This is a genomic window from Sodalis sp. RH21 (genome assembly GCF_047324175.1).
In the GTDB taxonomy this organism is placed as follows: Bacteria; Pseudomonadota; Gammaproteobacteria; order Enterobacterales; family Enterobacteriaceae; genus Acerihabitans.
Map to the genome: position 1 here is coordinate 1,469,025 of NZ_CP178732.1, position 20,306 is coordinate 1,489,330.

Below are 20,306 nucleotides of genomic sequence, written 5' to 3' on the forward strand. Positions count from 1 at the left end.
AACCGGTATCCCGGCGTATCAACTGCCGGGCAAGGCATAGGCTTCAGGGAAAAAGTAATCCTTCCAGGAAGCGGCGCTATTTTTCAATACTCCCAACTCATGTAATTTTTCGGCATACACGAAGGTTTTCTGTGGCGCAATGGTGAAGTCATTTTCCGGATCGTTGACAATCTTCTCAATTAACTCCAGCGGCAGATTGGATTTCTCGACGCGGATATAAATTTTCGCCGCTTCGTTCTTATCGGCCTTGATGATATCCGCCGCCTCGGCCAGCGCATCGAAAAACGCCCGGTAGGTTTTAGGATTTTCATCGTGGAATTTTTGCGTCGCATACAGCAGGTTAAATGTGCCTTTGCCGCCCAATACATCATAAGAGCTCAAAATCTTATGAATACCGGGATGTTCCAGGGCCTGGTATTGAAACGGCGGGCTGGAAAAATGCGTGCTGATTTCCGAACCGCCGGCGATTAATGCGGTGGTCGCGTCAGGATGGGGCAGGCTCAGGGTAATATTATCGAATTTCTTATATTCGGCGTTGCCGTACAGGCGGGCGGTTTCAATCTGCAAGGTACGCGACTGGAAACCCACGCCGGCCGCGGGTACGGCGATCCGGTCTTTGTCGGTTAAGTCGCGGATGCTTTTCACCGCCGGATTATTACTTAACAAATAGTTGGGCATTGAACCGAGCGCGGCCACCGCCTTGACATTTTGCCGGCCGCGGGTGCGATCCCATACGGTCAGGGCCGGCGGTACGCCGGCGGAGGCCACGTCCAGCGCGCCGGTCAACAAGGCTTCGTTCATGGCGGTGGCGCCGGAAATGCTGTGCCAATCCACCTTGATATCCAGTCCCTGTTCTTTACCGTGTTTTTCTATCAGTTGCTTATCGCGCACCACATCCAGGATCAGATAGCCGATGCCGAATTGCTGGGCGATACTAATAGTGCCTTCCGCCCGTACGGGGGCGACCGCTAAAAAAAATGAACCGAAAGCGGCAACCAGGCCGATTCGTTTAAACAGTGCATTCATTAAATTAATCCCAAAGAGTTAACGTCATTTTTATTGCGTCCATCTTAGAGTCGAATACCCATTATGCGTAAAGTGTTTTTTGGAATAAATTATAAGCATATGCTTATGCGTTATTTCACTTTGCTTATGATTTTTTTACGGTATGACGCAATGCGGTCCTTTAGTTATTTTCCATCTATCTATATTTCATTCTTGTCGTTTGGCGGATAGTTTATTGACGATATAGTGCAGCTTTTAGGGAAGGAGAATAAAACCGTGCCGACTTTCCAGCACTCATTTTTAAGAGAGTTCCTTACTGCCCGGCTGACGGATATCAAGGTCGATGCGCATATTGCGGCCGTGGTGGCGGACAATCTGGTAGAGTCTTGTTTGAAAGGGCACGATTCCCACGGCGTGACCATGCTGCCGCGCTACATCGCCGCCATCAATGAAGGCGGTCTGGACCCCCATGCCGAAGCCCGGGTCACCGTGGATGCAGGCGCGCTGCTTTCGTTTAACGGCGGCGGGGGATTCGGACAGGTCGTGGGGCGCCAGGCGATGGCCGCCGGCATTGCGCGGGCCGCGCAATATGGCGTGGCGGTGGTCGGCCTGGCCGACGCCCATCATCTGGGGCGCATTGGCGCCTGGGCGGAACAGGCGGCGGCGGCCGGACTGGTTTCCATTCATTTTGCCAACGTGAACAGCCGTTCCCCGGTGATGCCGTGGCAGGGGCGCGAACCGCGCCTGGGGACCAACCCCTTCTGCGTCGGCATTCCGGCGGCGCATCAAGATCATCCGCTAATCCTCGATTTCGCCACCAGCATTATCGCCGGCAACAAGGCAAGGCTCGCCTGGAATGCCGGCCAGGAACTGGCTCCCGGCTGTGTCGTCGATGATCAGGGACAGCCCGCCGTCGATCCGCGCTGGCTGATGACCGAGCCCTTCGGCGCCTTATTGCCGTTCGGCCAGCATAAGGGGTCCGGGCTGTCGGTGGTGTGCTCATTGCTCGGCGCGGCGCTGACCGGCGGCATGACCGAGCGTCATGACAATCGCGATAAACAGCGGATTCTCAATAGCATGCTATCAATCTTGATTGACCCGGCCAAACTCGGCGGCGCGAGTAATCATCCGCAGGAAATCGCCGGATTGATGGCGTGGGTGCGTAGCTCCCGTGACGACGCAGCGGTATTATTGCCTGGCGATGCGGAGCATGAAAAATATCAGCAGCGGCTCGCCGCCGGGATTTATATCGACGACACCAGTTGGCGCCAGTTAGCGGCGCTGGAAAATTCGCCCCAGGCGTTGAAGGCCTAGCGGCATGCGCAAAAAAAACGCCGGCCGGACCCTATTTACCCATCCACTTTTAGGAATTCATTATGCACCTTGCCCGTTTCCCCCGCCTCTCCTTAGGCCAGTTTCCCACCCCGTTGGAAGCCTTGCCGAATTTAAGCCGCTTTCTCGGCGGCCCGACCCTTTATATCAAGCGTGACGACAACACCGGATTGGCCAGCGGAGGCAACAAGACGCGCAAACTGGAGTTCCTGCTCGCCGACGCGGTGCAGCAAGGGGCCGATGTGGTGATAACCCAGGGCGCGACGCAGTCCAATCATGTGCGCCAAACCATTGCCGGCGCTGCGAAAATCGGTCTGAAAACCCAGATTTTGCTGGAACGGCGGGTGGAAAAATTCGGCGAGGATTATCAGCGTTCCGGCAACGTATTGCTGGATAACCTGCTCGGCGGCACCGTGGTAGACCATCTGCCGGCCGGTACCGATATGCAGCAGGCCATGGAAACCTTGGCCGATACCCTGCGCGCCCAGGGCCATAAGCCCTATGTGATTCCGGGCGGCGGCTCCAACCCTATCGGCGCGCTGGGATATGTGGCCTGTGCCGAAGAATTATTGTACCAATCCAGCCAGCAGCGGTTGCGCATCGATCGTATCGTCCATGCCACCGGCAGCACCGGCACCCAGGCCGGCCTGTTAGCCGGGCTGGAGGCCACCAACAGCGGCATTCCGGTCCTGGGTATCAGCGTGCGGGCCCCGCGGATCAAGCAAGAGGAAAATGTCTATGCGCTGGCCGCCCGCACCTGGCAATTGCTTGGCGCGCGCGGCGAATTTCCCCGGGACCGGGTAGCGGTCAACAGCGATTACGTTGGGGAAGGGTATGGTTTGCCTACCGCGGGCACCCTGGAAGCGCTGCGGCTGCTGGCGCAGCTGGAAGGCATTCTGCTGGACCCGGTTTATACCGGTAAAGGCATGGCCGGGCTGATAGACCTGATCCGCAAAGGGCATTTCAAGAAAGATGAGCATGTGGTGTTTATTCATACCGGCGGCTCGGCCGGACTTTTCGGCTATCGTCAACTATTAGAGCAGCAGGGGTGAGCATGAGCTCTTTCCTGTTAGGCGTGCTGGGCGGCATGGGGCCGTTGGCCACCGTGGATTTATTGCAAAAAATCATCGAGGAAACCCCGGCGCAAAGCGATCAGCAGCATGCGCCGGTGGTGGCCTGGAACGTGCCGCAAATCGCGGACCGGCAACGGGCGCTGGCGGGTACCGGTCCGTCGCCGCTGCCTGATTTGCTGCACGGGCTGGCGCAGCTTAACCGCGTCGGCGCCAGTCATATCCTGATTGCCTGCAATACCGCCCACCATTGGTATGATCAATTGGCGGCGGCCAGCGCGGCGCCGCTGCTGCATATCGCCGATGCGACCAGCGAAAGCCTGCGCCTGCATCCCGCCGGACGGGTCGGACTAATCGCCACCCACGGCACCCTGGACGCCGGCTGGTTCCAGCGGCGTTTCGCCGCCTTGGGGAGCGAAACGCTGTCGCCGCTGCCCCACGAAATGGACGACTGGTTCGTGCCGGGATGCTATGCGGTTAAACGGGGAGAGCTGCGGCGCGGCGGCGAGCTATTGGGCCAACTGGCGGGCGCGCTGGTCGCCCGGGGCGCCGAGCGGCTGGTACTGGCCTGTACGGAAGTGCCGCCGGCGCTGACGGCCGTCGGTTCGCCCTGGCTATCCATCAGCATCGACCCTACCCGGGCGCTGGCCCAAGCCGCGGCGCGCCTGTGGCTATCCCGGCGCGATGGCTGACGCAACGGCCGGTCGCATTAGCTTAAAAATGCACAAGGTTAGATAAATTTTGCCTTTGCCCGCCATGGATTGGGCGCGCTCAGGCAAAACACATTTTAATTATAAAAAAATAATTTATAACCTGTTGTTTGTATTGTGTTTTAAAAAGGTCCGCCCCTCAGCGGTTAATTTGACATTCCTTTAGCATAAAAAACTATAAGTTACCCTTTTTTCTTATTTGTCCCCTTTGCTCTTCCTCGGTATGAATATAGCTATATTAGAGATAAAGGAGGTGTGTCGCGTGAACTTTCAGCAATTACGTATTATTCGGGAATCTGCCCGGTGCAATTATAATCTGACTGACGTGGCCAGTATGTTATTTACCTCTCAGTCCGGGGTGAGCCGTCATATTCGTGAGCTGGAAGAAGAGCTTGGCGTCGAGATTTTCATCCGGCGCGGAAAGCGCTTGATTGGCATGACCGAGCCGGGCAAAGCCCTGTTGGCGGTCGCGGAACGTATTCTCAGCGATGCGAATAATATCCGCCGCATTGCCGACGTTTTTGCCAACAAGGACTCCGGCGAGCTTTCCATCGTGACCACCCATACCCAGGCGCGTTACAGTTTGCCCGCGGTGATTAAAGAGTTCCGCGCGCTCTATCCCCGGGTTCGGCTGGTGCTTAACCAGGGGAGTCCGGAAGAGATCGTCTCCATGCTGCAATCCGGCGAAGCGGATGTCGGCATCGCCAGCGAAAAGCTGATGAGCGAGGAACAATTGGCGGCGTTTCCGTACTACCGCTGGCATCATGCGGTACTGGTGCCGGAAGGGCATCCCCTTACCAATGAAGGCGAGCTTACGCTGGAAATCCTCAGCCAATATCCGCTGGTTACCTACCGGCGCGGCATTACCGGCCGCTCGCGGCTGGACATCGCTTTCCAGGCGGCCGGCCTGAAGCCGGAAGTGGTTTTGAGCGCCCAGGATTCCGACGTGATTAAAACCTATGTGGAGCTTGGCCTGGGCGTCGGCCTGCTGGCGGATATGTCTTATAACCGCGAGCGCGATACCGGACTGGTCAGCATCAACGCCGAGCATTTATTCGAAGCCAATACCGTCTGGCTGGGGGTTAAACGCGGCCAATTGCAGCGCAAATACGCCTGGCGCTTTATCCAGCTTTGCAATCCCCAGCTCTCCTTGACCGAAATCGAGGAGCAGGTGTTATCGCCCAATGCGTCCGAGCCGGCGCTGGATTATCAAATTTAGTTTTGCCGCGTGGATGATTTATTGACCCCGCCCCTGCCTGCGATGGGCAGGGAAGGGAGGAGGGACGGTAGCTTCATGGCTTCAATCTACCGATTCCGCCTGGGCGGCGCCTTGGTGTTGCAGCAATGCGTTCAGGGCTTCGTCGGCCAGCCGCGCGAAATATTCCGCCGCCGGATAAATAGCCTGTTCGCTGGGATTAAAGCGCGGGTGGTGCAAACCGAATTCACTGGCCGAACCAATACTCACAAAGGTTCCCGGCACCTGTTGTAAATAGAGCGAAAAATCCTCCCCGCCCATTTGCAGTTCCGCTTCCTGTACCTGATAGCCCGCCTCGGCGGCCACCCGTTGGCTGAAGTCCGCCCATTGGGGGGTATTGACCACCGCCGGTGGGCCGGGATACCAATTAAGCCGCGCCTCTGCGCCCATGGCGCTGGCGACCCCGTCAATGACCCGGGTAAGTATCTCGGGGATCCGCTCACGCACTTTTACATTGTGGGTGCGCACCGTACCCTCCAGTTCCACCGTTTGCGGCAGGACATTCCAGGTATTGCCCCCCTGGATGCGGGTTACGCTGACCACCAATGATTCCAGCGAGCTGAAGTTCCGGCTCGGCAGGGTTTGCAGGGCATTGACGATTTGGCTGGCGGTGACAATGGTGTCGATGCCTTGCTCCGGTTTGGCCGCATGGGCGCCTTTGCCGGTCACGGTGATCTGAAAGCGATCGATATGGGCATAAAACGCGCCGCCCCGGGTGGCAAAGGTGCCCACCGGGAGTTCGGGGGCGTTATGCATGCCGAATACCGCAGATACATGTTCCAGCGCGCCGGCTTCTATCAGATGGCATGCGCCATTAAAATTCTCCTCCGCCGGTTGGAATAGCATCCTGACCGTGCCGGGGAGCGTGGCTTCGCGCGCCTTGAGCAGCATGGCCGCCCCCAGCATCACCGAAGTATGGACATCATGGCCGCAGGCGTGCATGACCCCCGCGCGGCGCGAACTGAACGGCACGCCGGACATTTCTTCAATCGGCAGCGCATCGATATCCGCGCGCAGGGCGATAATAGGGCTTTTTTTCAGGCCGATTTCCGCAACCACGCCGGTTTCAAGTTTCAGCGGCAAGATCCGGATGCCCGCTTCGCGCAGCCAGCCGGTGATTTTTTCGGTAGTGGCGTACTCCTGATTGGAAAGTTCGGGATGGGTGTGCAATTCGCGTCGACAACTAATCAATTTTTCAGCAAGTGTGCCAGACATAGGCATGACCGTTCTATAGGGGAAAAATTTATCTTAGCGGGTAATGTTAAATCGCGGTAAATACTGTTCGGTTATATTACATAGCCATCAGATATGATAAGAAAAAACGGGGCCGGTTTCGGCCCCGCCCGGGTAAGGCTAAAACGTTTTTTTCGGTGGGTTATTCGTCCGCGGGAAAATCGGCTCCGCGGGTGACATCGGCCCAGCCGTCAAAATCCCGCTGCAGCAATTTGATTTTTTTGTGGGCATTTTCCAGCGCGGGGTTACCCAACAGCAGCCGCAGGGGCGGTTGTTTGGCTTCCACCGCCTTGACAATGGCTTTTACGGCGCGCACCGGATCGCCGGCCTGCTTGCCGCTGTTGCCGCGGCTGGCGCGGGCGCGCGCATGGGCCGTCTCGGCGTAGTCATCAATGGTTTGCGGCGCTTCATTGGCCGAACGGCCGGCCCAGTCGGTGCGAAACGGACCCGGCTCGACGATCAGCACTTTGATGCCCAGCGGTTCGACTTCCTGCGCCAGCGACTCGGACAGGGCTTCCACGGCGAACTTGGTGGCATGGTAAAAGCTCAGCGAGGGGAAGGTGGTAATGCCGCCGATGGACGAAATATTAACGATGGTGCCGGCACGCTGCTTGCGCATGGCGGGCAGGGTGGCACGGGTCATGGCGGTCAGGCCCCAGACATTGATATCGAACATCCGGTGCACATCATCCAAATTACTCTCTTCAAACGAGCCGAAATAACCGATACCGGCGTTATTCACCAGTACGTCGATGCGGCCAAATTGCTTTAGGGCGGCATTGACGGCGGCATCAACCTGATCTTGCTGGGTGACATCGAGTTTTAATACCAGCGCATGGTCTTCATGACCGGCTATCAGGGAACTGACCTGATCCGGATTACGGGCCGTGACCACGGTCGGATAGCCGAGGGAAAGGGTATATGCGGCCAGTTCTCGGCCAAAACCCGTGGAACAGCCGGTAATGAACCATACTGGTTTTTGTTGTTGCGTCATCGTAATTCTCCAGGTTGTTCAAGAAGATAATAGCTATAAAGCCGCTGATGGGACGCCGGGGGGCTGCCCCGCGCCGGAAGATGCGGCTTGATTCGCCGGGTAGATACTGTGCCGGGGTACATAGTGAAGTATGCCGGGGCGCGCTGCAACCGCGGCGTTTTTTTCGGTATCGCGCGCGGCGACGGAACAACGTCCATAACGGTGTGATAGCAAGTTAATCCATATCGCCCTCTAATAATGAATGCTTTGTGATGGCAATGTTAATAATAAAAAACATGCCGCGGTAATCAAACCCAATAATGTACGTTGTCTATCATTTAGGCATTTTTTCTTATTTTATTTTTTCTCTTTATCTCAAGTATTTTATCCATACGCGGTTAAAAAAAAGTTGAAGCATAAAAAATAACTGCTGTAACACGATTGAAATCTAAAGGTTCTGTGAGGTTAATCACGCTAAACAACCAATCTCGATAATATACTCCGCTCGAAATAGAAACTGCATTTCAATTTTTATGAATATTCGTTTCTTTTTGTTTTTTTCTGTTTTCTCGTTCTCACAGTGTCATGAAAATTTGTTTGGGATGGTAAAAAAATGAGGATAATTAAAAATTTACGTTGGTATATGATCGGGATGGTGATGCTGGCCACCGTGCTTAACTATTTGGCGCGAAATTCATTGGCCGTGGCGGCCCCGACCATCATGGAAGAGATGCATTTCACCGTGCAGCAATATTCCTATATCGATGCCATTTTTAAAGGTTGTTATACCCTGACGCAGCCAGTGGCGGGCTACATACTGGATCTACTTGGTACTAAAGTCGGCTATTTGCTGTTCGCCATTGCCTGGGCGGTATTGAATATGGCCCATGCTTTTGCCGGTAGTTGGGTGGCGCTGGGTATTTTGCGCGGCGCTCTCGGTATGGCTGAAGCCGCGGTAATTCCCGCCGGTCTTAAAGCCTCATCCGAATGGTTCCCGGCCAAGGAGCGTCCGGTCGCGGTGGGTTGGTTCAACGCCGGCGCCGCTATCGGCGGGGTGCTTGCTCCACCGCTGGTTGCCTGGGCGATTATGGTACATAGCTGGAACTTCGCCTTTTTATTAACCGGCGGCGTAAGTTTAATCTGGGCGGTAGGTTGGTATAAATTATATAATACGCCGGATAAGCATAAGAATATTTCCACTGAAGAACGTGACTATATCTATGCCGGGCAGGAGTCTCGCCACCACAGCAGTAATAAACAAAAAGTACCGGTCAGCCAATTACTCAAAGATAGCCAATTTTGGGGCATTGCCATACCGCGCTTTCTGGCCGAACCGGCATGGGGCACCATCAACGCCTGGGTTCCGTTGTTCTTATATAAAGTGTACGGTTTTGACCTGAAACATATTGCCATGTTTGCCTGGATGCCGCTGTTGTTCGCCGATGTGGGTTGTATCCTGGGTGGCTATATGCCCGGATTCTTCCAAAAATATTTTGGCGTTACGCTGATTGTATCCCGTAAACTGGTAGTGACCGTCGGGGCGTTATGCATGATTGGCCCAGGGCTTATCGGTTTATATCACAGCCCGTATTTTGCCATCGCCATGCTGTGCTTTGGTGGTTTTGCCCATCAAACCCTGTCGGGTGCGCTGATTACCCTGTCTTCGGATTTATTCGGCCGTAACGAGGTGGCGACCGCCAATGGCCTGACCGGGATGATCGGCTGGGGCGGGTCGACGCTGTTTACCCTGGTGGTCGGTGCGCTGGTGGGAATTATCGGCTTTTCGCCGCTGTTCCTCATGCTGTCGGTGTTTGAAATTATGGCGATGATTATTGTCTGGACCGTGATTAAAGGCCGCCCGGATAAAACGGAATTGCGCCCGACCCCGGTGTTCTGATCCATCGAGGTACTTGATACGTTGCGTCGGTCCGCGACGGACGCATGCGGATAGTGCGTAATGCGCTTACGCCCCAGCCGGTTATCGGCCGGGGCGTTATTTATTGGTTCGCGCCAGCGGGGCCTGGGCCGCCCCGGCCCCGGGCGTTGCCCGCTTATCGGGGCCGCGGGCCGCATGACGTATACGGCGGCGGCGCGCTGGAATAGGAGGGCGGGGGCGAGCGCCGCAGCGCTTCCCCGCTATTGGCTGCCCTGGCGATGGGCAGGCGGGGAGAGTGCGCTGAAAACACGCTGTCCCCGGCCGGTGGCATCCGCGGCGGCCTCGACGCGGCGGGGAATACAACGTTATTGGTCACGGGTAGTCTGATGCTAACCGGCATCCTGGCCGGTGGATGGCCATGATGGCCATAAGGTATTGACGGCGATAGATGGGGGGCCTGCCGGCCGGCGGCGGAAAAAGGGGAGTTAATCGAAGATCGATCCGTTTCGGCCAGGGGAATGGCCGACGAGTTTATAGAGGAAAAGCGACTGCCCACAGGATGGTTGTTCATATAAATATTGCACCTATAAAATTTGTAAGACCTTCATCAAGGCACGACGATTGCCAGGCAATGACGTGTGCGTTCATATGCCTGATAGATGATGATGATCGGGTAACCTGGCTCAATAGGGATGCAACGATTTGGCATAAAAAATTGTGAGGATTATCACTGACAATTATTAAGAATAATCTTAAGATAACGTCAATCCTTTACAGAGCTAACGCCTTGATACCGTCATGAGCGCCGGAGATAAGCGCCGGAAAGGACATAAAACAGCAATTCATACCCGCCCCGATATTCTGGGGCTTTTTTACTCAGAAAAGCGCATCGGCTACTTACCTCCTCGCAAGAGGGAGTACAGCAAAGGTTGTCGGTGCGCTTCTCTGTCAATAATATTCAGTTGCGCCTCAGGAATACATAAATGATACAAACCCGATGATAATCACGGCCAGCGCGGCCAAAAAAGTGATGTCGTTAGTTTGCATAAATCACCTCCTGTCCCTGCATTAAGCATGGACGGAATAGGCGGGTTCCACTGTGACATATCAGTCAATTTTAACCCAAAGTGCGCTTTTCCTTTATTTCCCGGCGGTGGCATCGCGCAAAAAAACGGCGATAGCCGCGTTTTGCCATGACCAATAGGGATTAAAGGTTAGCCTGGCGTATATTTTCCCCGGTTCTTGATAACCCCAGTCGGAATACCAGACCGTTTTACCATCCTGGCAGTCGCGCCGCGCCGCGTCGCTTTGTCCATTCCAGCACATCTTTTCCTTTGCTTGGGCCCCATAGAACGGATTGTCCGGCGAGAATAAAATGCCCATATGCGAGAACTGGCTGATGCGCTGCTGCGGCAGCCAATCGGTTTTGACCATGACCCGTGGCCCGGCGACGGTTCCGGCCGGTAGCGCGCCATACCAGATCAGCCTGCTGGCGGGATGGGTAAAGTAGCGGTTGAACAGATCCAGGGTTTTGGCGGTATCCAGCACCGAGTCATGTTCAATGGTGACGACGAACACCGGTTTGCCATAGGCCGCGGCGAGATGGGTCAGCACATTGCGGCTGCTGTGATAAAACAACGCAAAACCATTGGTCGGAGTATTGAGATATCTGACCGTGGTTTGCTGGGGCCGCGCGGTATCCGGCAGACGCAGCCATGGGCGGAAAGGGCTGATAATGGGCGTCAGCCACACCAGGCTGTTATTGGCCTGGAACGCCGGTGAGAATAACAGCAGGCCGGCGATATCCCCATGTTGCAGGGCATAATCCGTGACCAAATTGGCGCCGGTGGAAAAACCGCCCAAAAAGACCGTGGAAAATTCGTTACGCATGATAGCCGCCTGGTTTTGGACTAGCCGCTGCCAGTCCTGCAAATCCACCGCCATCAAATCCTCCGGGCGGGTGCCGTGCCCCGGCAGCAGCAGCGTTCTGACCACATACCCCTGGGCGGCCAGCATGGGACCGATATCGGTAAAGGACCAGGGTGAATCCCCCAGCCCATGCACCAGCAGGATGCCCCCTTTTGGCCGCCCCGCGGGGCGCCACTCCCGTGGCACATTGTTGTCGGTTTCCCGCGCGCGATCGGCGCTTTGGAACTGGCGATGTTCGTTAATATACCGGCGGGTGGCGGCTTGATATTCGCTAAAGGTAGAATAATTCGCCATCCCCGACGGCTGCCTGGGCTGGCTACAGGCGCTGATTAGCATCAGCAGCGCCAGCGCCAGCAGGCCCTTGATGTCTATTTTCATTCCTGTCCCATTGACCTGGTTGCCAAAAATAATACTGGCCCGCCGGGGAATACTCTTTGCCGCCGTTCGTCTTATCTGCATCAGCTCAATCGTGTGCCGGAGATAATATGCCTGACTTTACACGTTTCACCCGGCCATCGGCTATCATGATCGCGTCCATAACGCAGGAGAATTTGCCGATACGTTGCCGGTTATCAATCCGGCGGCCGGAAGTAGCGGTATTTTGACCATAACGGGAAGGTGACGATGCCAGAGCTTACCGATAGCCAAATCAGAGTAGTCTTGCCGCAACTGCGGCGGTTTGCCTTGTGGTTGACCCGTAATCCGGCCAGCGCCGACGATCTTGTCCAGACCGGCCTGGAAAAAGCCTTAACGTCCTATGGCGCGCTGCATGATGAAAACAGCCTGCGCGTCTGGCTATTTTCCATACTTTATCGGCAATTTATCGACGGCGAGCGCCGTAAAAAGCGCTATCTGCGCATTTTGTCGCTGTTTAGCGGCGAAGAGGAGTACGCCTCTTCGCCGGAAGATCTTGCCCTGACCGACGCGGTCCTGGCCGGTTTTGCCGCGCTGCCCACCGAGCAGCGTGCGATTTTGCTGCTGGTTGGCGTCGAAGGCCTGCGTTATAAGGAAGTGGCCGAGACTTTAAATATCCCGCTTGGTACCGTGATGTCGCGATTATCGCGCGCCCGCAGGCGGTTGCACGATCTGGCGGAAGGCGCGGTCACGCCCGTTTCCCCGCAGTTAAGGAGATTGAAATGAACCCCCGCACTCCTGCCGAAAACGATCTGCTGGCGTATGTTGACGATCAGCTGGATGAATCGCAACGCCGATGGGTTGAACAATACTTGGCCAATAATCCGGTAGCGGCCAGGCAAGTGGCGGATTGGCGAGCCGATACCCAACGGCTTAGAATCGCCCTGACCCGCGACGAATCCCTGCCGGAGATGCGCCATTTGCAACCCCAGGTTATCCGCCGCCATTTGCGTGCCCGTCGCCAGCTCAGATGGGCGCTGGCCTGCACGCTGGTGCTGTCCCTTAGCGGCGGCGGCGCCGCCGGCTGGCATTTAAAAGACATGGCGATGCATCGGCAAATGCTGCCAATGGAAGATGCGGTGCATGCTTACCAGCTGTTTAGCCAGGATAAACTGCCGGTGCTCGACGTAGTGGCCGGCAATCGCGGCGAAATGAATAACTGGCTGAGCCGCTATTTTATTAATGGATTAATGCCGCCGAACCTGGATGAATATGGTTTTAAAATGATGGGCGGTCGCCTGATGGTAACCGATCTTGGTCCCGCGGCGCTGGTTGTCTACCAGGATGCCCAGGGGGTGAGGGTGGCCTATTATATCCGTCCCGCGGGCCAGATGAGCCCTAAAAGCGGCAAGCGCGAGGCCGGCAAGCTGATGGCGCAGTATTGGAGCGATAACAATTATAGCTACGCGATTGTCAGTCCGGTTAAGAATAATCGCACTGAGCCGGTGCAAAAAGCCATTGCTGCTTATACCACCGCACCCCGCGCCATTTGATCATTACGCGGCCATGTAATACCGCCGTCGTGGTTTAATCGGCTGGATAAATCTCACCCAGCCGGTTTACGCACTTTTCTCAATAGTGGTTTATCTCCGGTTTAATTTCTTTGTGGCATAACCCTTGGCTGCGAATTTTGTCATGAAGGTCGTTTCGCGTTGCATACCGGCGCAGGATCGGTCTGTGGTTAATGAGGGGGTAATCTCATTACCATCAGAGGGTATAAGTGTGAAAATATTTACTAAATGGGCGCTAGTCCCATGGTTAGTCTTATGTGGAATGATCAACTCATTTGCTGCCAGTGGAACTAACGACGTAAGCGCAATTAAGCCCGGAGGCTTATGGCATAATCTCGCGGCCGATATAATGGATACGTGGGAACAACCAACGCAGCGGGATATTTATATCCCTGCGGTTACCTGGCACAATCGCTATTTTTACAATGACGAGCATTTGCGGCGGTATAATGAAAAACCCTGGGGGCTTGGTTATGGCATATCCCGCCAGGATAATGAAGATAATTGGCATGGCCTGTATGCCATGGCGTTTAAGGATTCGTTCAACCGATGGGAGCCGTTTGCCGGTTACGCCTGGGAAGCCCGGTGGCGGCCGCTGTCCGACGACCACTTTACGCTGGGGGCGGGGTATACGCTGGGGGTAACCGCCCGCCATAACTGGAATTATTTCCCAGTCCCCGCCATATTGCCCCTGGCCTCGGTCGGTTATTATAATTTAACCTTCCAGGCCACTTATATTCCCGGTACCCGAAATAACGGCAACGTGTTTTTTGGTTGGCTACGGTGGCAATTTTGAGCGCGCATCTTTGCGCTAGCATCGCTAACCCCGGCAGCGGTACGTCTGGCCCCCTTAAGCGCTATACGCCGTCATCCGTATTCTTTTGCGCGTATACCAGAGAAAACAGATCCATGATCCTGGCGGCCGCGCGCTGGCGGTCGTTGGTAAATAAGTGCCCAGTGAGGTCGCGGGCGGTGATTTCCTCGATAATGCTGAAACCGAATTTTGCCAGATAACGATTAACCGTCCCTTTCGTTATGCCTGATAGCCATGCCTCCCCCAATCCTTTAACCGCCCCGGCATAGGACGCGGCGCCGGCGTCGCGCGTTTCATCGTCCAGGACCTGCGTATACATATAATCAAACGCCACGCGGCTTTGGGCTCCCCCATGGGTACTGATGGCGGTAAACAGGGTATCCATCTGCTGCTGCGTTAGATAACAAAGCAGTCCTTCAATAATAAAAAAGCAGGTCTGTCCTTTGGCAATGTTTAATTCCACAAGTCGCTGGCGTAAATTTTTCCTGGCGAAATCGATAGGGATAAAATGAACATTTATCGGAAAATCAATATCGATCTTGTGGAATAATTCTTTCTTTCTGGCCTGCATATCCGGGTGATCGCATTCATAAACCGTACAATTTTTTAATGTTTGCTGAAATCTGCACGCCCGCGAGTCATAACCCGCACCCAGAATAAATACTTGGACTATCCCCGCCGGCAGGGTGTTAATCAAACCGTCAAGATAATTGGTACGCGCCAGGATATATTCATAGGTGCCGGGGGGCACCGTGGGAAATGAGGCATCGGGGCCGAGCATAAATGATTTTTGGATCATGCTTGAAAACGAGGTCTGGGCCTGGGCGAGCAAGACGGCGATAAAATCATCTCCTTTATAGCGAGCTCTGGTTTCGCCAAAGGATTTGGCCCGCAGCAGGCAGGTCATTTCCGCGGTGGAGGAGAAAAAGGGTTTTTGATGGTTTGGCATGCGTATACCCTCGGCCGGATCACGATTACGACCTGCCGGTTTTGATGGATTAAAGCTATTAACCATGCCATATCATGTTCTTTTTACAGGCTATTTCAGTGATAAGGTTCAATTAATCAGCGTTTGCCGATAGCACTTTAGGGCGGTTGTAATCTTGCGGCCTCGGTTGTTTGTGCTAAACCTTTATTAGGCTTAACAAAAGGAGTTCGTTATGAAGAAAAGTTTATACGTTTTATCTGCAATCGCGCTGACCGTCCTGCTGGCGGGTTGTACTCATGATAACTATGCAATGCATACTAATGACGGGCGCACCATTGTAAGCGAAGGAAAACCGAAGGTTGACGACCAAACCGGTATGATCGGTTATATCGACGCCAATGGCACCAAGCAGCAAATTAACCGTAGCGATGTTAAAGAGATGCAAGAGATCAAACATTAATAAATTTACCTAAAACGGCCGATGCAAAAACCCCACTTGATGGGGTTTTTTTATGGCTGGCGGAAAGGTAACCTGCTGACATAGCCGCCATGCGGCACCGTTTTATTCGAGCTATCCCGCATTTTTTTAAATAGCTTGGCAAAAACCGCTGATAAGGCATTCCCAGCGGATGCTTTATCGCATCGGTCGGTTATAATGTCCTCGCTGTTTTTTTAAGGGGCGTATGCAAAATGTTTCATTTGCATCAATTCATTAGGCTTGTTTATTAACATATGCCTTGGTTTTAATTATTAGTTTGGATGCTGTTGTTATATATCATAGGGAAATGATAATGAATTTTTCTCATCACGATGCTCTGTTTAAACTCTTTTTAGGGGATATTACCGTCGCGCAGGATTTTCTGGAGATACATTTGCCGCCGTCTTTACGCCGGCTGTGTGATTTTACTACCTTAAAAATATGCCCTACCTCCTTTGTGGAGGACGACCTGAGTTATCACACCTGCGATATGTTGTATTCCGTCGATACCGCAAAGGGGGCCGGCTATATTTATTGCCTGATTGAACATCAAAGCCGACCGGATAAGCTGATGGCGTTTCGTCTGATGCGCTATAGCCTGGCGGCGATGAAGCAGCATATCGACCAAGGTTTTACGCAACTGCCGTTGGTTATACCGCTGCTATTTTATCACGGCGGCAACAATTATCCTTACAGCACCTGCTGGCTTGACTGCCTATCCCAGAAGGAGCTGGCGAAAGATATTTATTTTAACCCTTTTTTGCTGGTAGACGTAACGGCCATATCGGATAACGAGATTATGACGCACCGACGCGTTGCCCTGCTGGAGTTGGTACAAAAACATATCCGCCAGCGGGATATGCTGGCGTTGACGGATAAAATCGGGACGCTGATGGATCAATGGCCGTTACCGTTGGAATTCCGCAAAGGCATCATGTATTATATTGCCAAGGCTGGTGATACCAATGATGTAAAACGATTTATGTCAAAACTGTCGCAACGGAAATCATCTTATCAGGAGGAAATGATGAGTATCGCTCAAAAGCTTGAGGAGCTTGGTTTACAGAAAGGTTTACAGAAAGGCCGTCAGGAAGGTATTTATCACGTAGCCAGGCAGCTATTAATTGAAGGTGTTGACCGTTTATTAGTGAAAAAATATACCGGCCTATCTGACGAAGAATTAAATAGATTAGCTCATTAATACTACAAAGCTTAAATACTACAAAGCTTACCTTGTTATCAATAGTGGCCGTTTATTTAACATATTGCATTTAGCATAGGTTTAGCTATTGGCGTGGCGGCTTGGCATAAATAACCGGCCATTAAATGTTGTTAACTGAACAGGTGATGAATCAGGCGCAATACTTCATTGATAAAATGTAATGTTGGCAGCATGGCGGCTCGAAAACAGAGTGATTAAATTTCATACAGTTCAGCTTACAGTATCAGTTGCGCCACATCAAGTTAAGGAATAAGCGAATCGACGTTACGTTCTTGCGACCCTGCGCCGCCTCCCCGGATAAACCGGGGAAACGCGCCGCATGGGGATAACGGGTATGAGATAACCAGCTCGATCATAGTCCATCAGCGCCTGCTGGCGGCTGTATGGCCGACTGACGCACGCCGGCGCGGCTGCGTGAACGCGGCCGTCCCTGCACGTTGGTGCTCGTGAGCGCGTAAGGCTGCTCACATCGCCGGGTTTAGCATCTTGCTGAGCACCAGTCCGGCGGCGCCCTTGAGCGCCACATGATCCTCATTGCCATGATTCATCACGATATGAATTTCCTGGTTCGGCCGCGGCCGGGTGAGGGATTCCACATGCTGCTTAATCCGCACGGCCAGGGTCTCGCCGCCGGCGGCCGCATCGCCGTGCAGCACGAATTCATTGGGCGACATGGTCTGTTGCAGATTGGCGATGCCGACGGCCAGATTTCGCGCATACCGATCCAGCAGTACCTCCGCTTCGGCCACGCCGTCGGCGATCAGCGCCAGCAACCGCCGGGTGGTCAGGGTATCGGGCGCGTCAAAGCCGCGGCTCCTCGCTTCGGCCCTTAGCCAGGAAAGCGTGGCGACCGTTTCCCAGCAGCCGCGGTTGCCGCAGTTGCAAAGGTTGCCGTCGATCTGCACGATGGTATGTCCCAGTTCCCCTCCCGATCCCGATAATCCCCGATACACCTGGCCGTCGAGATACAGCGCGCCTCCCAACACCTCGCCGGTGTAGATGGCGGCGAAGTTATGCAGGCCTCTGCCCAGGCCGAACCAGCGATCGCCCAGCAACAGGGCGCGCGGATGATGATCAATCGTGGCCGGCAATTTAAAGCGCGTCCACAGCCGGTCGGCCAGCGCCAGGTTATTCAACGCCGGCGCCAGGTTTACCGTGACAATCACTCCCCGGTCGCTGTCCACCATGCCCCCTGCGGCCACGCCGATCCCGAAGGGGGGATGCAACGCTTCGGACAAGGTTTTGGCCAGGGTGTCGCCAATGAGCGCGGCCACCGCCTCCGAGGTATCCGACTGGCTGAACGATGAGGCGTAAAAGGCGGAAATTTCGCCGGTCAACGTCACCAGACAGGTACGGATACGGCCGGGCAGCAGTAAAACGGCCGCAATCGCCGGAGCGCCGGGATTGAAAAACAGCCGTCTGGCCGGTTTACCGCCCAACACGGAAGGGGGCACCGCATCGCCCTCCACCAGCAATCCGTCGGCGAGCAGGGGCTGCACGATGCCGGTGACGGTGGTGCGATTGACCGTGGCCAGGCGCGCCATCTCCACCCGGCTCATCGGGCCGTGATCATACAGCGCCTGGAGGATGCGCAGGCGATTGACCGAACCAATCAGGGAAGGGGAGGCTAGCGTTATGGATCTTTTTTCATGACCATCCGGTTCGCTTTGTAAGGAGGATTTCATCATTTTTCTGTCGGCCTGCCAGGAGAGCTTCATAATATTTTTTTATACCACATATGGCCTTGCCTGTTGGTGTCATCCCGCCGTCAATGCAGTTCCGGCTGCGGCCAGGAGCCTAATCGTGAATTAAACAAGATCTTTTTCGCATCTTTGTTAATGATGTGTTGACATATAACATATGTTTGTGCGAAATACAAACAAACTGATTATTAACCATACATTAGCTGGCCTAAAAAACATCGATTTAATCACTTGCACGCATAAGGCCCGGCGCCAGAGGCTTAGCGGCGGGATGACAGCCTCATTCAACCGGTGGAGGAAATATGAAATCACAACGCTTTTCAGTATCACGCCGTACTCTGATCAAGTCCCTTTCGGCCTCGGCGCTGCTCGGCGGGACGATGCTGTCGCCGCTGGCCGCGCTGGCCAATGTCCCGCCAAAAGCTAAAAACAGTATTCGCGTATTGTCGGTGGAAGACCCTTTTTATTTCGCCATGCGGGCGTTGATCCCGGAGTACGAAAAGCAGGCCGGCGTGAAAGTGGAGCTCGAAAGCCTGTCGTATGACGCGCTGCAGGCGCGTCTCGCCGGCGCGTTCCTGGCGAAAACCTCCGATGCGGATGTCATCACCGTCGATCAGATGTGGCTTGGCCAGTATTTGGACAACGGCTGGATTACGCCGCTCAACGATATGCTGGCGCGGGATAAGGAGATCGATTTGGCGGATTTTATTCCCGAGGCGCTATATTCCACCAATATCTGGAAAGGGCAGATCGGCACGCTGCCGGTGGCTGCTTATGCGCAGGGCGTGATGTATCACAAGGATATTCTTGCTGCCCACGGCATCAACCCGCCGCCGGAAAATACTCGCGACGACTGGACTTGGGATGCCTATATGACCACGCTGCAAGGCCTCAAAGGGAAAACGTTTAATAATAAGCCGCTGTTTCCCACGGTGATTTGCGGTTCCCAGCCGTCTCCCATTGTGCATATGTTCAGCCAGCTCTCTGCCAGTTTTGGCGCCAATTGGTTTACATCGTTCCCACGCGCGCCCTGGAATTTCCAACCAACCATGACGGGCCCTGCCTGGGGAAAAGCCATTGATTACTACCGCCAGCTGTATCGGCTGTCTCCCCCTGAATCGATCAATTACGTTTGGTTCGATGCGGGCACCCGCTTTGCACAGGGCGATATCGCCATGTTCTATTGGTGGTCGCCGTATTTTTACCTGGTGAAGAATTCAGGTTATATGACCGGTAAAACATCCATCGTGGCCGATCATTACGGGGTTGGCGCCTTGCCGAGGGCCAAAGATGCGCCCCAGCGCGTCAGCATGGGCGGCTGGAGCCTGGGCCTGGCGTCGACCTCGGACAATCAGCAGGGGGGATTTGATTTTATCAAATGGGCCACCTCGAAGATCACCCAGAAAAAAATGGCGCTGTGGCCCGACCTCAATTATCAGTTTTCCGACTTCGCCCGTCAGTCACTGTACCAGGATGAGGAACTGCGCAAGGTCTATCCCTACCTGCCGGTGCAGTACAACATGATGAAGCAGGGCGACGGCAAAGTGTCTCGGCCGCCGGTGCCCGGCTACAGCGCCCTGGAAAATATGTTCGGTATGACGCTGAACCAACTGCTGACCAATACCGATAGCGCCGCCGATGCCCTGGGACGCGTCGAGGGTATGTTCGAGAGCGTACTTAAAGGCAATATGCTGATCCCCTATACCAAAAAAGACTACAACGACACCCTGGACGAAGCGAAAGCGTTAATAACACGTCTCGCCAACTGACGAATTATCAGCAGATATGCCGGCCATTCGACATGGGCGCAGCGGCGGCGCTCGCTAAAAATCAAGGGGGCGGGCAATGAAATG

At 54.4% G+C, this 20,306-nt stretch carries 17 protein-coding genes; 11 read left to right on the top strand and 6 right to left on the bottom strand.

Features of this window, described 5'->3' with window-relative positions; genetic code table 11:
- Positions 1 to 18: 18 nt before the first annotated feature.
- The gene (locus ACL2XP_RS06800) at positions 19 to 1,026 is read right to left on the bottom strand and encodes an ABC transporter substrate-binding protein (RefSeq protein WP_413737863.1); all 1,008 of its coding nucleotides are present in this window, start codon (positions 1,024 to 1,026) and stop codon (positions 19 to 21) included.
- A gap of 255 nt (positions 1,027 to 1,281) precedes the next feature.
- Here ACL2XP_RS06800 and ACL2XP_RS06805 point away from each other — a divergent pair, with 255 nt between their 5' ends.
- The 4 genes from ACL2XP_RS06805 (at position 1,282) to cbl (ending at position 5,336) form a co-directional block, all read left to right on the top strand.
- Positions 1,282 to 2,319 (top strand): malate/lactate/ureidoglycolate dehydrogenase, encoded by a 1,038-nt coding sequence (locus ACL2XP_RS06805; RefSeq protein ID WP_413737864.1) that lies wholly within the window; start codon positions 1,282 to 1,284, stop codon positions 2,317 to 2,319.
- Between the two features lie 62 nt (positions 2,320 to 2,381).
- Positions 2,382 to 3,389 (top strand): D-cysteine desulfhydrase, encoded by a 1,008-nt coding sequence (locus tag ACL2XP_RS06810; protein WP_413737865.1) that lies wholly within the window; start codon positions 2,382 to 2,384, stop codon positions 3,387 to 3,389.
- A 2-nt stretch (positions 3,390 to 3,391) separates the two neighbouring features.
- Positions 3,392 to 4,099 carry an aspartate/glutamate racemase family protein gene (locus ACL2XP_RS06815; protein WP_413737866.1) on the top strand — a complete coding sequence of 236 codons (708 nt, stop codon included), beginning with the start codon at positions 3,392 to 3,394 and terminating at the stop codon, positions 4,097 to 4,099.
- 280 nt (positions 4,100 to 4,379) lie between these two features.
- Entirely contained in the window at positions 4,380 to 5,336 is a 957-nt protein-coding gene (gene cbl / locus ACL2XP_RS06820) for an HTH-type transcriptional regulator Cbl (RefSeq protein WP_413737867.1), read from the top strand.
- 81 nt (positions 5,337 to 5,417) lie between these two features.
- On the opposite strand, the gene ACL2XP_RS06825 is transcribed toward cbl, so the two are convergent.
- Both ACL2XP_RS06825 and ACL2XP_RS06830 read right to left on the bottom strand, forming a co-directional pair.
- On the bottom strand, positions 5,418 to 6,587 hold the full coding sequence (locus tag ACL2XP_RS06825; RefSeq protein WP_413737869.1) for an amidohydrolase: 1,170 nt from the start codon (positions 6,585 to 6,587) through the stop codon (positions 5,418 to 5,420).
- A gap of 160 nt (positions 6,588 to 6,747) precedes the next feature.
- On the bottom strand, positions 6,748 to 7,599 hold the full coding sequence (locus tag ACL2XP_RS06830) for an oxidoreductase (RefSeq protein ID WP_413737871.1): 852 nt from the start codon (positions 7,597 to 7,599) through the stop codon (positions 6,748 to 6,750).
- Between the two features lie 592 nt (positions 7,600 to 8,191).
- Between ACL2XP_RS06830 and ACL2XP_RS06835 the strand changes: the two genes are divergently transcribed.
- Positions 8,192 to 9,475, top strand: coding sequence for an MFS transporter (locus tag ACL2XP_RS06835; RefSeq protein ID WP_413737873.1), 1,284 nt, complete (start codon positions 8,192 to 8,194; stop codon positions 9,473 to 9,475).
- A gap of 1,119 nt (positions 9,476 to 10,594) precedes the next feature.
- Here ACL2XP_RS06835 and ACL2XP_RS06840 read toward each other — a convergent pair.
- Positions 10,595 to 11,761, bottom strand: coding sequence for an alpha/beta hydrolase (locus ACL2XP_RS06840; protein ID WP_413737875.1), 1,167 nt, complete (start codon positions 11,759 to 11,761; stop codon positions 10,595 to 10,597).
- A 246-nt stretch (positions 11,762 to 12,007) separates the two neighbouring features.
- Between ACL2XP_RS06840 and ACL2XP_RS06845 the strand changes: the two genes are divergently transcribed.
- From ACL2XP_RS06845 to pagP, 3 genes are all read left to right on the top strand, one after another.
- Positions 12,008 to 12,523: an RNA polymerase sigma factor gene (locus ACL2XP_RS06845; protein ID WP_413737877.1), complete on the top strand. Its 516-nt coding sequence runs from the start codon at positions 12,008 to 12,010 to the stop codon at positions 12,521 to 12,523.
- Entirely contained in the window at positions 12,520 to 13,290 is a 771-nt protein-coding gene (locus tag ACL2XP_RS06850; protein ID WP_413737879.1) for an anti-sigma factor family protein, read from the top strand. Before ACL2XP_RS06845 ends, ACL2XP_RS06850 begins: the two co-directional genes overlap by 4 nt.
- Positions 13,291 to 13,570: 280 nt before the next feature.
- On the top strand, positions 13,571 to 14,104 hold the full coding sequence (gene pagP / locus ACL2XP_RS06855; protein ID WP_413739108.1) for a lipid IV(A) palmitoyltransferase PagP: 534 nt from the start codon (positions 13,571 to 13,573) through the stop codon (positions 14,102 to 14,104).
- 61 nt (positions 14,105 to 14,165) lie between these two features.
- Here pagP and ACL2XP_RS06860 read toward each other — a convergent pair whose 3' ends face one another.
- Positions 14,166 to 15,071 carry a class I SAM-dependent methyltransferase gene (locus ACL2XP_RS06860; protein WP_413737881.1) on the bottom strand — a complete coding sequence of 302 codons (906 nt, stop codon included), beginning with the start codon at positions 15,069 to 15,071 and terminating at the stop codon, positions 14,166 to 14,168.
- A 211-nt stretch (positions 15,072 to 15,282) separates the two neighbouring features.
- Between ACL2XP_RS06860 and ACL2XP_RS06865 the strand changes: the two genes are divergently transcribed.
- Both ACL2XP_RS06865 and ACL2XP_RS06870 read left to right on the top strand, forming a co-directional pair.
- Positions 15,283 to 15,510 (top strand): YgdI/YgdR family lipoprotein, encoded by a 228-nt coding sequence (locus ACL2XP_RS06865; protein ID WP_413737883.1) that lies wholly within the window; start codon positions 15,283 to 15,285, stop codon positions 15,508 to 15,510.
- 325 nt (positions 15,511 to 15,835) lie between these two features.
- Positions 15,836 to 16,729, top strand: coding sequence for an Rpn family recombination-promoting nuclease/putative transposase (locus tag ACL2XP_RS06870; RefSeq protein WP_413737885.1), 894 nt, complete (start codon positions 15,836 to 15,838; stop codon positions 16,727 to 16,729).
- Positions 16,730 to 17,214: 485 nt separating this feature from the next.
- On the opposite strand, the gene ACL2XP_RS06875 is transcribed toward ACL2XP_RS06870, so the two are convergent.
- On the bottom strand, positions 17,215 to 18,438 hold the full coding sequence (locus tag ACL2XP_RS06875; RefSeq protein ID WP_413737886.1) for an ROK family transcriptional regulator: 1,224 nt from the start codon (positions 18,436 to 18,438) through the stop codon (positions 17,215 to 17,217).
- 317 nt (positions 18,439 to 18,755) lie between these two features.
- On the opposite strand from ACL2XP_RS06875, the gene ACL2XP_RS06880 reads away from it, so the two are divergent.
- The gene (locus ACL2XP_RS06880) at positions 18,756 to 20,222 is read left to right on the top strand and encodes an ABC transporter substrate-binding protein (RefSeq protein WP_413737887.1); all 1,467 of its coding nucleotides are present in this window, start codon (positions 18,756 to 18,758) and stop codon (positions 20,220 to 20,222) included.
- Positions 20,223 to 20,306: the final 84 nt, after the last annotated feature.